13 protein-coding genes and 1 tRNA gene are annotated in these 12,107 nt (G+C 69.5%); 8 read left to right on the plus strand and 6 right to left on the minus strand.

Features of this window, described 5'->3' with window-relative positions:
* The first annotated feature begins 16 nt into the window (after positions 1–16).
* The 7 genes from MFF30_RS04360 (at position 17) to MFF30_RS04390 (ending at position 5,617) form a co-directional block, all read left to right on the plus strand.
* On the plus strand, positions 17–1,390 hold the full coding sequence (locus MFF30_RS04360) for an MATE family efflux transporter (RefSeq protein ID WP_238277013.1): 1,374 nt from the start codon (positions 17–19) through the stop codon (positions 1,388–1,390).
* A gap of 198 nt (positions 1,391–1,588) precedes the next feature.
* Positions 1,589–2,152, plus strand: coding sequence for an iron transporter (locus tag MFF30_RS04365; RefSeq protein ID WP_238277016.1), 564 nt, complete (start codon positions 1,589–1,591; stop codon positions 2,150–2,152).
* A gap of 4 nt (positions 2,153–2,156) precedes the next feature.
* Positions 2,157–2,501, plus strand: a complete 345-nt coding sequence (locus MFF30_RS04370; protein ID WP_238277018.1) for a cupredoxin domain-containing protein — start codon at positions 2,157–2,159, stop codon at positions 2,499–2,501.
* Positions 2,502–2,534: 33 nt separating this feature from the next.
* Entirely contained in the window at positions 2,535–3,965 is a 1,431-nt protein-coding gene (locus tag MFF30_RS04375; RefSeq protein WP_238277020.1) for a 4Fe-4S binding protein, read from the plus strand.
* 52 nt (positions 3,966–4,017) lie between these two features.
* Complete coding sequence (locus MFF30_RS04380) at positions 4,018–4,842, plus strand: FTR1 family iron permease (RefSeq protein WP_238277022.1); 825 nt, start codon at positions 4,018–4,020, stop codon at positions 4,840–4,842.
* A gap of 4 nt (positions 4,843–4,846) precedes the next feature.
* Positions 4,847–5,218, plus strand: coding sequence for a tRNA-binding protein (locus MFF30_RS04385; protein WP_238277024.1), 372 nt, complete (start codon positions 4,847–4,849; stop codon positions 5,216–5,218).
* A gap of 60 nt (positions 5,219–5,278) precedes the next feature.
* Positions 5,279–5,617 carry a hypothetical protein gene (locus MFF30_RS04390; protein ID WP_238277026.1) on the plus strand — a complete coding sequence of 113 codons (339 nt, stop codon included), beginning with the start codon at positions 5,279–5,281 and terminating at the stop codon, positions 5,615–5,617.
* A gap of 12 nt (positions 5,618–5,629) precedes the next feature.
* Here MFF30_RS04390 and MFF30_RS04395 read toward each other — a convergent pair whose 3' ends face one another.
* On the minus strand, positions 5,630–5,959 hold the full coding sequence (locus tag MFF30_RS04395; protein WP_238277029.1) for an ACR/YggU family protein: 330 nt from the start codon (positions 5,957–5,959) through the stop codon (positions 5,630–5,632).
* Positions 5,960–6,138: 179 nt separating this feature from the next.
* Between MFF30_RS04395 and MFF30_RS04400 the strand changes: the two genes are divergently transcribed.
* Complete coding sequence (locus MFF30_RS04400; RefSeq protein ID WP_238277031.1) at positions 6,139–7,023, plus strand: HpcH/HpaI aldolase/citrate lyase family protein; 885 nt, start codon at positions 6,139–6,141, stop codon at positions 7,021–7,023.
* A gap of 224 nt (positions 7,024–7,247) precedes the next feature.
* On the opposite strand, the gene MFF30_RS04405 is transcribed toward MFF30_RS04400, so the two are convergent.
* From MFF30_RS04405 to MFF30_RS04425, 5 genes are all read right to left on the minus strand, one after another.
* Positions 7,248–8,156 carry an NmrA family NAD(P)-binding protein gene (locus MFF30_RS04405; RefSeq protein ID WP_238277033.1) on the minus strand — a complete coding sequence of 303 codons (909 nt, stop codon included), beginning with the start codon at positions 8,154–8,156 and terminating at the stop codon, positions 7,248–7,250.
* A 97-nt stretch (positions 8,157–8,253) separates the two neighbouring features.
* Positions 8,254–9,759 carry a glycerol kinase GlpK gene (gene glpK, locus MFF30_RS04410; protein ID WP_238277035.1) on the minus strand — a complete coding sequence of 502 codons (1,506 nt, stop codon included), beginning with the start codon at positions 9,757–9,759 and terminating at the stop codon, positions 8,254–8,256.
* Positions 9,760–9,942: 183 nt separating this feature from the next.
* Positions 9,943–10,019 (minus strand) — tRNA-Arg (locus MFF30_RS04415).
* Positions 10,020–10,131: 112 nt separating this feature from the next.
* Positions 10,132–11,712 carry a c-type cytochrome gene (locus MFF30_RS04420; RefSeq protein WP_238277036.1) on the minus strand — a complete coding sequence of 527 codons (1,581 nt, stop codon included), beginning with the start codon at positions 11,710–11,712 and terminating at the stop codon, positions 10,132–10,134.
* An 84-nt stretch (positions 11,713–11,796) separates the two neighbouring features.
* On the minus strand, positions 11,797–12,102 hold the full coding sequence (locus MFF30_RS04425) for a hypothetical protein (protein ID WP_238277038.1): 306 nt from the start codon (positions 12,100–12,102) through the stop codon (positions 11,797–11,799).
* Positions 12,103–12,107 lie beyond the last annotated feature (5 nt).

Raw genomic sequence — 12,107 nt, forward strand, 5'->3', positions numbered from 1 at the left:
CCCGAAAGGCCGCCGCATGACGCCTTCGACCAGCCCGGCGACCAGCCGGCGCGTCCTCGCGCTCGCGCTGCCGATGACGCTCGCCAACGTGACGACGCCACTCCTCGGCTTCGTCGGCGCCACCGTGATCGGCCGGCTCGGCGACGCCGCGCTCCTCGGAGCGATGGCGCTGGGCGCCGTGATCTTCGACGCGATCTTCTGGTCGTTCGGCTCGCTTCGCATGGCCACCGCCGGGCTCACCGCCCAGGCCGTGGGGGCGCGCGACGCGGCGGAAGTCGAACGGACGCTGGCACGCGCCCTGGCGGCGGCGCTGGTCGTCGGACTGGTCATCGTGGTCCTGCAGGGGCCGATCGGGCGGGCCGCCTTCACGCTCAGCGGCGCGAGCCCGGCCGTGATCGCCGCGCTGGCGGCCTATTTCCACATCCGCATCTTCGCCGCGCCCTTCACCCTGGCGAACTACGCCATCCTCGGCTCCGTGCTGGGGCGCGGGCGGACCGACCTCGGGCTGATCCTGCAGGTCGCCATCAACCTCACCAACATCGTCCTCACCCTGATGTTCGTCCTCTGGGCGGACATGAGCGTCGCCGGCGCCGGGCTCGCGACCCTGATCGCCGAGGCGGCCGGCGCGGTGCTCGGGCTCGCGCTCCTGGCGCGGCTCGGCTCGCGGCCCTTCGCGGTGCCCTTCCGTGTGGTGCGCGATCCCCTGGCGCTCGCCCGGATGCTCAGCGTCAACGCCGACGTCATGATCCGGACCCTGCTGCTGGTCGGCTGCATCACCCTGTTCTCGGCGCTCGGCGCCCGCTCCGGCGACGTGGTGCTGGCGGCCAACGCCGTCCTGTGGAATCTGTTCATGATCGGCGGGTTCTTCCTCGACGGCTTCGCCACCGCCGCCGAAACCCTGTGCGGGCAGGCGGTGGGCGCCCGCGACGAGGCCCGCTTCCGACGCGCCGCGCGCTTGAGCCTGCTCTGGTGCCTCGCCTTCGGCGGCGCCATTGCGGGCGGGTTCCTCCTCGCCGGCAACGCCTTCGTCGACGCGGTGACGACGAGCCCGGAGGTGCGTGCTATGGCTCGGCTCTACCTGCTGCCGGCCGCCCTGGCGCCGCTTATGGCGGCCGTGCCGTTCGCCTTCGACGGCATCTACATCGGTGCGACCTGGACGCGGGCGATGCGCAACCTGATGCTCGTCGCGACCGCGCTGTACGGCGTCGCCCTCCTGGCCGCCCACGCGGCGGGCCTCGGCAATGGAGGCCTGTGGCTGTCGTTCCTGATTCTGCTGGCCGGCCGCGGGATCAGTCAGGCCCTGGCCTATCCTGGCCTCGCGCGCCGGACCTTCGCCCCGGCGGGCGAAATCCCTCTGGATAAGCGGACCGGCGCATATACGCCGGCGTAAGACGGAATCGCACGTCGCAGCGTATCGGCACTGACGCCGCCGGGCATTTTCTCGCACCCGACCAGGCAAAGCTCCGGACAATAGGGCGGATGTACTTGCCAGCGCAGGTAGATCCTCAGTTTGGAATTGTTCTTATTCAGAAACGTGACGAAAAAGCCTCTTTGCTTGTGTAATCGCCTGGTCTACGCGCTAGCCACGATGCGCAAGAATCTCCGCTCCTCCCTCGCCCTGGCCCTCCTGCTGACCGGCGCCGTCTCCCTCGGGAGCGCAGCCCAGGCCAAGGAGACGCCGATCGGGCCGCCGACCATCCAGAACGGGCTGGAGATCGCCGCCGTGTACCTGCAGCCGATCGAGATGGACCCGCCGGACATGATGCGCGCGGCGGCCGCGTCCGACATCCACCTGGAGGCCGACATCCGGGCCACCAAGGAGAACCGCAACGGCTTTGCCGAGGGCGACTGGGTGCCGGCCCTCTCGGTCAGCTTCGAGATCACCAAGCTCGAGGGCGAGGCCGCAACCGGGCCTAAGGTCAGCGGCGGGCTGATGCCGATGGTCGCCAATGACGGGCCGCATTACGGGGATAACGTCAAGCTGTCCGGCCCCGGGCGCTACCGCCTGAAGATCACGGTCGCGCCCCCCGGGGCGCATGGGCATTTCGGCCGCCACGTCGACAAGGAGACGGGCGTCGCCGAGTGGTTCAAGCCCTTCGACGTGATCCAGGACTTCACCTTCGCGGGCATCGGCAAGAAGGGGGCCTACTGAGGCCATGGCCTTCCTCCGCCATCTGCTACCCGCCGCCGCCTTGGCTGCCGGCCTCGCCGGCATCGGGGCGCCCGTCCGCGCTGAGGAACTGCCGGTCATCAAGGTCGAGATGAAGGACGGGACCATTGTCCCGAACGTCATCGAGGTGCCGGCCAACACCCGCTTCAAGCTTGAGATCACCAACACGGGCACCAGCCCGGTGGAGTTCGAAAGCGTGGAGCTGAAGCGCGAGAAGGCGCTTGCCGCGGGGGCGACCTCCTCCATCGTCTTCCGCACCGTCGATCCGGGCACCTACGACGTGTTCGACGACTTCCACCCCAATTCCAAGGCCACCCTGGTGGCGAAGTGAAGCGTCTTCGATAACCTGGCGAACCCAACCGGAATGGCAGTCTCGACGTCCGTCACGCCGCGTGATGCCCGCGATGCCTGGATCGACGCGAAGCTCGCCGATCTCGGGCAGTGGATGCAGCGCCATGGCGGCACGATCCGCACCATCCAGTGGGGGGTGGTCGCCGTCTATCTCGTGCTGGTCGCGGTGCCGGCCTTCCTACCGTTGCCCGATCGCAGCGCACACCTGTGGAACAACCTGACCGTCTTCGCCCAGTTCGCCTTCTGGGGGATCTGGTGGCCCTTCGTGCTGGTCAGCATGGTGGTGGTCGGCCGGGCTTGGTGCGGCATCCTCTGCCCCGAGGGCGCGCTGACCGAGTTCGCCAGCCGCTGGAGCCTCGGCCGCGCCGTGCCGCGCTGGATCACCTGGGGCGGCTGGCCCTTCGTGGCCTTCGCCGGCACCACGGTCTACGGCCAGATGGTCAGCGTGTACGGCTACCCGAAACCGGTGCTGGCGGTGCTCGGCGGCTCCACCGTGGCGGCGATCCTCGTCGGGCTGCTCTACGGCCGCAACAAGCGGGTCTGGTGCCGCTATCTCTGCCCCGTCAACGGTGTCTTCGCGGTCCTCGCCAAGCTCGCGCCGGTGAGCTTCCAGGTCGATTACGCCGCTTGGGCAGCTTCGCCGAAGCCCCGTGGGGCCACCGCGTCCAAGCCGCGCGGAGACAGCTTCAACTGTGCGCCGCTGGTGCCGGTCAAGACCATGAACGGCGCGGGCGCCTGCCACATGTGCGGGCGCTGCTCGGGCTATCGCGGCGCCGTGCGCCTCGCCCGGCGCTCGCCCACCCACGAGATCGTTCATGTGGCCGGCAGCGAGCCGAGCCTCGACCAGACAATGCTGATCCTGTTCGGCATGATGGGCCTCGCCGTTGGCGCATTCCAGTGGTCGTCGAGCCCCTGGTTCATCGACGTCAAGCAGGCGCTGGCGACGTGGCTGATCGAGCGCGGCACGACCTGGCCCCTCGAGACCACGCTGCCCTGGTACATCCTGACGAACTACCCCGAGCACAACGACGTGCTCAGCCTCCTCGATGGAGGGCTGCTGCTCGGCTACATCGCCGCCGCCGCGATCGTCCTCGGGCTCTCCCTCTCGGGCCTCGTGGCCCTCGCGACCCTTGCGCTCGGATGGTCGCGGGCTCGCTTCCACCACCTCACGCAGACGCTGATCCCGGTGGCGGGTTGCGGCGTCTTCCTCGGCCTCTCGGCGCTGACCGTCACCTTCCTGCGCGGCGACGGCATCCTCATCCCCTATGTTTCTGAGATGCGGGCCGCGCTGCTCCTCGGAACCAGCCTGTGGAGCGTCTGGCTCGCCTGGTCGGTGGCCGGCCTCTCGGCGCGGGGCCTGCGCCGCGCGGGCGCGACCCTCGGCATCGCCGCCGCCTGTGCCCTCTCGGTCTCTGGCTGGGTGCTGCTGTTCTGGATCTGGTAGGGCGCGCCGCGAACCCGGCCGCGCCCATGAACGTGAAAAAGGAATCCTCCGCATGATCGGAGCCTTCGTCATCGCCTTCCGCGAGGTCATCGAGGCGGGCCTCATCATCGGCATCGTGCTCGCCGCCACCCGCGGCATCGCCGGGCGCGGCCGCTGGATCGGTCTCGGCGTTTTCGGCGGCCTCGCGGGCGCCGCCCTCGTGGCGCTGTTCGCGGAGCGAATCTCCGACGCTTTCGAGGGAGCGGGCCAGGAGATCCTCAACGCCGGTGTGCTGATCGTCGCCGTGCTGATGCTGATCTGGCACAACACCTGGATGGCCAAGCACGGGCGCGAGCTCGCGGGCGAGCTGCGCGCCGCCGGCGAAGCGGTACGCACCGGCCAGAGCACAGCCGCCGGCCTCGCCCTCGTCGTCGGTGCCGCGATCCTGCGCGAAGGCGCCGAACTCGTGCTGTTCCTCTATGGCCTCGTCGCCTCCGGCACCTCCGGGCCGAACATCCAGTTCGGTGCCCTGGCCGGCGTCGCCGTCGGCGCGGCCACCTCCTCGGTGAGCTATTTCGGCCTCGCGGCGATCCCGACCCGCTACGTGTTTTCGGTGACGAGCGGGCTCATCGTCCTGCTGGCGGCGGGGCTGGCCGCGCAGGCCGCGCAGTTCCTGACCAATGCGGGCCTGATCACCGTGCTCGACCGGCCACTCTGGAACACTTCGGCGATCCTGCGCGAAGACAGCCTCGTGGGGCGCGTCCTCCACGCCCTCGTCGGCTACACCGACCGGCCCAGCGGCATGCAGGTGCTGGTCTATCTCGGCACCATCCTGATCATGGTCGCGCTGATGCAGGTCTCATCCGCCGGTAAGCGCCGGCAGCTCCGGACGGCCTGAGCCCATGCACGTCACCCACGCCCCCGATGCGCCGGCCGCCCCGGCGATCGACTTCGATGCCTTCCTGGCGGTGGACATCCGAATCGGCACCGTGGTGTCGGCGGAGCCTTTCCCGGAGGCGCGCAAGCCAGCCCTGAAGCTCGTCATCGATTTCGGGCCGGCGATCGGCACCAAGCGCTCCAGCGCGCAGATCACCGAGCACTACAGGGCCGAGGACCTGCCGGGCCGGCAGGTCGCGGCCGTGGTGAATTTTCCGCCGCGCCAGATCGGCAAGTTCCTGTCCGAAGTGCTGACCCTCGGCTTCGCCGACGCGAATGGCGCCGTGGTGCTGTTCCGCCCCGATGTCGCCGTGCCGGACGGCAGCCGCCTGTTCTGAGGGCCGGCCGGGCGGAGAGGCCGCTTGCCGAGGGCGCGATTTTTCGCCATCCCTGTCCGCATGAGCGACCTCGGACAGGACGATTCCGGCATCGAATGGGACGACGGGTTCGCCCATCAACTGCTGGGCGCGACTCTGTTCGTCGGCGTCACCTACCTCGACCACGACGGGACCCTGATCCGGCGCGAGCAGGTCTTCGGCCGGGTCGAGACGGTCGATCCCGAGGCCGGCATCACCATCCTGCCCTTCGACGGCGCAGCGCCCTTCACGATGGTGCCGATCCTCGAAGCCATCGAGCCGGCCGATCCCGGCGCGTACCAGCTCACGCCGGAGGACCCGGTGGTCGAGAACCCCGACTACACCGTGATCTTCAGCCTGACCGCCCCGCTGCGCCACTAACCCGCAGCCCGCTCAGCGGCGCAGGGCGGACCCTTTCGTCCACGCGGCCAGCCGCGCGGCGAGCGACGGTCCGTCGCCGGACAGGACCAGGATCTTGAGCCGGGCCGTCTCGCCGGAGACGATCCGTACGTCGGACCGGCGCAATTTAAGGGTCTTGACCAGATAGGCGATCAGCGCCGCGTTGGCTGCGCCCTCGACGGGCGGCGCGGCTACCCGCACCTGCAGGGCGACGCGCCCATCGGCATCCGCCACCAGGCCGTCCAGCCCGTCGCGATTCGCCCGCGGCGTCAGCCGCAGGGCGAGGCGGATGCCCTCCGGAATCACCTCATAGGGCTCGCTCATCCGTCTCCGATCCGGGACCCCGTCCATCCCTCCCGGTCCCCGGCGGCAGTTCGCGGCTGCGCCTGCGGGTTCGCGTGCGTTGCAACAGAATCTCTGTAATGCCACGGCATTCCGGTCGTGTCGGGGTGTCCGCGCGGGCGTGTTGCATTAAGCTTCAGCGGAAATCACAGGAACGCGACATGTCCGACCTCCGCCTGCGCCGCAGCGTGCTCTATATGCCCGGTTCGAACCAGAGGGCCCTCGACAAGGCCAAGACCCTGACGGCGGATTCTCTGATCCTCGACTTGGAAGATGCGGTCGCGCCCGACGCCAAGGAGGTTGCCCGCGAGCAGGTCTGCGCCGCCGTGAAGGGCGGCGGCTACGGCGAGCGCGAGATCATCATCCGCGTCAACGCCCCCCAGACGCCCTGGGGCGAGGCCGACCTGAAGGCGGCGATCCAAGCGCGTCCGGACGCGATCCTGATGCCGAAAGTGTCCTCGCCGGCCGTGCTGGAGAGCATTGCCAACCACCTCGAAGCCCTCGACGCCCCCGAGAGCATCGCCGTCTGGGCGATGATCGAGACCCCGGCCGCGATCCTGAACATCCAGGAGATCGCCAAGGCGCGGCGCGACCGGCGCACCCGCCTGACCTGTTTCGTGCTGGGCACCAACGATCTGGCCAAGGACACCTGGGCCCAGCTCGTCCCCGGCCGTGTGCCGATGCTGCCCTGGATGATGTTCACCCTCGCGGCCGCCCGCGCCGAAGGCCTCACCATCCTCGATGGCGTCTGGAACGACATCGAGGACGTGGCCGGGTGCCGGGCCGAGTGCCAGCAGGCCCGCGACCTCGGCTTCGACGGCAAGACGCTGATCCACCCCAACCAGCTCGAGCCGGCCAACACCTGCTTTGCCCCCTCCGACGAGGAGGTCCGCCGCGCCCGCCTCGTCATCGAGGCCTTCGACCGCGAGGAAAACGCCAAGCGCGGCGCGATCAAGATCGAGGGCCGCATGTACGAGCGCCAGCACATCGGCATGGCCCGCCGGGCGGTGAACTGGCGCGAGGCGATCGCCGCCAAGGGGTATTGACGCCAACGCCGCCACCGCGCTGGGCAAGCCCGGCTCCGCGTTTTGTGAGATCCCGGTGCTCCGCCTCGCGGCGCGCCGGGTTGACGCCCCGTGTCATACCAAATCCGTTTGATCCCTTCCGGCGATCCCCGCGGGATCGCGTTCGGGATGGCGGATTTGGGCTTCGCTCGAGCGCCGCGCGGGCTTGCTGATACGTCATCCGCTTTGATCGAGCGGATGACGTTTCAGCCTTCGCCGTTCACGACCTGCCGGGTACTCGTCCAGGGCCGCGTCCCGTAGCGGTCGTTGTCGAGGGGGTGCAATCGGCCGAGGCCGCTCGCCATGTCGCGCAGGTACTGAAGGCCCTGCCAGACCGGAAACACCGCGTCGCTCGCGGGCGTGAGCCGCCGGACGACCCGGATGATCCGGGACAGGCGGCCGAGACTCCCGGCACGCCAGGTTCCGAACTGCGCGCCGGTCAGCGTGCTCATCATCGCCGCGAGGTCGCGCGGCGTGACCACGTCCCCGGCGATCCGCAGGATGCGCGGGCTCTCGGCGTCGAGGGCCGCCGCGGCGGTGTAGCGGGCGACATCGTCCTTGGTGGTGAAGTCGAGGGGCTGGTCGACATCGCCCCAGTACAGGACCCGGCGCAGTGGCCTCAGGATGATCGGCGCCTCGCCGGTCAGAAGCTCCGCGAAGGCGCCGTTGAGGATCGAGGTCGCGCGGATCGGCGCGGCGTCGACGCGCGCCATGAAGCTTCGCCGCAGATCGAGGTTGCGGTTATCTCCCGGTCGGGTCTTCGTGAAATCGAGGGCGAAATCGCAGGGGATGAAGCGCGGCACGCCGGCGGCCACGGCCGCGTCGAGGAGGCGCCCCTGGGCCTCCAGGATCACGGGTTCGAGGCCGTTCAGGGCCGAGACGACGCAGGCGGCGTCCCGACAGGCAGCACGGAGGCTTGGCGCGTCCGCGTAGTCGACCGCGAGCCGGGTGAGGCCGGCGATCTCGGGGGCATGGCGCGGCCCCCCGCTGCCCGCCCGTCGCACCAGAGCGCGCACCTCGGCGCCCTCCGCGATGAGCGCCCGGGCGATCCGGCCGCCGAGGTCGCCGCCGAGGCCCGCGAGAACGACGATCGGCGGTCCGGCCTGACTATCCATGGGGTCGCGCTTCCTGCTCGGCGGCCGGGTGAGGCCGCGATGTCAACCCGGCGCGGGGCGATCGGTGCCGCCGTGGCGTGTGCGGGAACGACTGGGATCAAGCCTCGGGCTCGTCCCAGTCGACGGCGCGCTGGACCGCGCGGCCCCAGGTGGCGGTGATGCGCCGGCGCTCGGCCGCGTCCATGTTCGGCTCCCAGCGCCGATCGATGCCCCAGTTCCGCACGAGGTCATCGGTGCCGCGCCAATAGCCCGTGGCGAGGCCGGCCGCGTAGGCCGCGCCGAGTGCGGTGGTCTCGGTCACCCGCGGGCGCACCACGGGAACGTCGAGGATGTCGGCCTGGAACTGCATCAGTGTGTCGTTGGCGACCATGCCGCCATCCGAGCGAAGCTCGCGCACGGCGATACCCGAATCCTTCTCCATCGCTTCCAGCACCTCGTGCGTCTGGAAGGCCGTGGCCTCCAGGCAGGCGCGGGCGATGTGTCCGCGATTCGCGTAGCGGGTCAGCCCGATGATGAGGCCGCGCGCGCCTTCGTTCCAGTGCGGCGCGTAGAGCCCCGAGAAGGCCGGCACGAAATAGACGCCGCCATTGTCCGCGACCGTGGTGGCCAAGCGCTCCACCTCGGCGCTGTCCTGGATCATCCGGAGGTTGTCGCGCAGCCACTGCACCAGGGCGCCCGTGATGGCGATCGAGCCCTCCAGGGCGTAGGCGGCCGGCTGGCCGTCGAGCTTATAGGCCAGGGTCGTGACGAGGCCGCAGGCGGAGGGCACCGGCGTCGAGCCGGTGTTCATCAGGGCGAAGCAGCCAGTGCCGTAGGTGTTCTTGGCCTCGCCGGGCCGGAAGCAGGTCTGCCCGAAAAGGGCCGCCTGCTGGTCGCCGAGGATGCCCGCGATGGGTACGCCCGCGAAGGGCACTCGCGTCTCGCCGTAGACCTGGGACGACGAGACGATCGCGGGCAGCATGGCGCGCGGAATGCCGAAGGCCGACAGCATGCCCGCGTCCCAGGCCAGGGTCTCCAGGTCCATGAGCTGCGTGCGGCTGGCATTGGTCGCGTCGGTGAGATGGAGGCCGCCCTCCGGGCCGCCAGTCAGGTTCCAGACGAGCCAGGAATCGATGTTGCCGAACAGAACGTCCCCGGCTTCCGCCTTCTCTCGCGCGCCGTCCACGTGATCGAGGAGCCAGCGCAGCTTGAGGCCGGAGAAGTAGCTCGCCAGCGGCAGGCCGGTGCGCGCGCGAAAGCGGTCGCGCCCTCCGTCGCCCGCATAGGCGGCCACGAGCCGGTCGTTGCGGGTGTCCTGCCAGACCAGGGCGTTGTGGAGGGGCGCGCCGGTCCGACGGTCCCAGATCACGGTCGTCTCGCGCTGGTTGGTGATGCCGATGGAGAGGAGGTCCGCCGGGGCGAGACCGGCCGATTCCAGGGCCTCGGCCATCACGGCCTGGACGTTGCGCCAGATCTCCGCCGGGTCATGCTCGACATGGCCGGGGCGGGGATAGACCTGCGCGTGCTCGCGCTGCCGGCTGGCGACGATGCGGCCGGCCCGGTCGAACACGATGAAGCGGCTGCTGGTGGTGCCCTGATCGATGGCGCCGACGTACCGGGTCATGGTGCGCGTGCTCCCTCGGACACCTCAAGGACGGCCACCGGCGCGGTTGCCGTAAAGTATCCCCGACACGATAGCGCAGCCGGCGCGCGACACCAGAGTGCGGACGTTTCGGCAGTGATTCACGGATGGCTGAACGAGGCGCCGGTTCACTCGCGAACGAGAAAGCGGTCGGAGCGAGCCGCCTGGCGACCCCGGAAGGGCTCGAACCTTCGACCTGCCGCTTAGAAGGCGGCTGCTCTATCCAGCTGAGCTACGGAGTCATGCGGCAGAAGCCATTTAGCAGCCCGGTTTCCGGGTGTCATCAGGAGTCTCCGGCCCGCGGTGCCGCTCTGCATTCCCGTGCAGGCCGGCGCCGAGTGAGCCCGGCCGCCGTCACGGCGTCGGCATCGCGCCGTCCTTGGAGGCCCGAACCTCCGGGTTCTTCATCTGGCTATAGACGATGCTGGAGAAGCTTCCGATCACTGCGTGCCAGGCGAGCTTCTCGTAGGCCGGATCGTTGCGACCCGCCTGACAGAACGCCGTGGTCAGCCCGTTGACGATGTCGTCGCCCTTGGCGTCCGGCACAGCCGCCTTGATCGGGGGCAGCAGGGTGTTGATGACGGGTATGAAGTCTTCCTGGGCCAAGCCCTTGAGCTTCTGCGGGGCGCCGGATTCGGCGATCGCCTTCGCGATTTCTAGCTGCGCGATCTCTGCGCAGGGCGCGGATCCGGCCAGCATCGTCTCCGTCGCCTTGCGTGCGGTCGCCACGATGCCGCGCTCGCCGATCACCGGGGCGGTATTGCCCCAGGCGTTGCGCACGTAATCGGTGACGTCGGCGACCTCCTGGTCGGTCATTCCGGCGCCGATGGCGGGCATGGGCGCGTAGCCGTTCTGGGCGGAGAGGCCGCCCAGGATGACCCGGATCACCGTCTCGGGTCCTTTGGCCTGGACCGAGGTGTTGCCGGCGAGCGCGGGAATCGCGCCCTCCACGCCCTTGCCGTCCGGCTTGTGGCAGGAGGAGCAGTAGCTCAGGTAGGTCGCGGCCCCCGGGGCCCCGGCGGCGTTGAAGGCCTGCAGATCCTTGGACTTGTAGCTCTCCTTGGCCTTCTGCGTGCGCAGGTAAGCGACCATCGCCTTGAGATCGGCGTCGGTCATCTTGGAGAGGGATTCCTCGATGGTTTGGCGCATCGGACCGGCGGCCACCCCCGGCAGGTTGCCGGGCGCCGCGCCGGTCTTGAGGTAGGTCACCACCTGGTCGTCGCTCCAGGCGCCGATACCGGTGTGGTCGTCCGGGGTGATGTTGGGCGCGTACCAGCCGTCGATGACGCCGCCGCCGAGCTTGCCGGCCAGGCCGCTGTTGCCAACGATCTTGTTGGCGTTGTGACACATGCCGCAATGGCCGAGCCCCTCGACGAGGTAGCCCCCGCGATTGACCTCGGCGCTGGCCTGCGGATCGGGCTGGAACTCGCCCGCCGTGAAGAACGCCGTGCGCCAGGTGATGAGCGCGGTGCGGATGTTGAACGGAAAGGGAATCTCGGAATCCTTGCGCGGCTCGTGAACTGCCGGCAGGGATTTCAGGTAGGCGAAGATCGCGTCGGCATCCGCCCGCGTGACCTTGGTGTACCAGGCGAACGGGAAGGCCGGGTAGAGGTAGGACCCGTCCTTGGTGATGCCCTCGTGGAAGGCGCGGTAGAAGTCGTCGGCGCTCCAGTTGCCCAGGCCGGTTTCCTTGTCCGGCGTCAGGTTGGGGGTACGGATCTTGCCGATCGGCGTGTTCAGCACGTAGTTGCCCGCGAAGGGCTTACCGCCCGGCGCCGTGTGGCAGGCCACGCAATCGCCGGCCGTCGCCAGATATTCGCCGCGCTTGATCAGGTCCGCATCCTGTGACGCAACGGTTTGGGCCGAGGCGGCCCCCGCCCCGAAACCGAACGTAAGCGCGGCTCCCAGGCGGAGAGCGGTGCGGCGATTCCTCATGGCGTCTCTCCGTGCTTGGGGTCTGGGGACTTGGGATCTGGGATCTGGGATCTGGGATCTGGGATCTGGGATCTGCGCGAAACGTCAGGCGTGCGGGTCGAATCGAACGGACGTCGCTGCCCGGTGCGGGCGGCCGCCGAGGCGCAGGACCATCTCGCCGCCATGGGCCAGCCCGGACAGGGCGAGGCATCCGGCGATCGCGGTCCAGTGCGCACCGGTGAGCGCCCCGCGCAGGGCGAGCATCAGCGCGGCCCCCGAGGCGAGGTTGCACAGGACGGGGGACAGGGCCGTCTCACGTCGCCGTAGGATCAGGGACAGGACCACGGCCTCGAAGGCGACGAGGACCAGGATCGCGTCGATGATGCGTCCGCCGGCGAACAGCGATTCCATCGGTG

The sequence above is a fragment of the Methylobacterium goesingense genome, assembly GCF_022179225.1.
GTDB lineage: Bacteria > Pseudomonadota > Alphaproteobacteria > Rhizobiales > Beijerinckiaceae > Methylobacterium > Methylobacterium goesingense.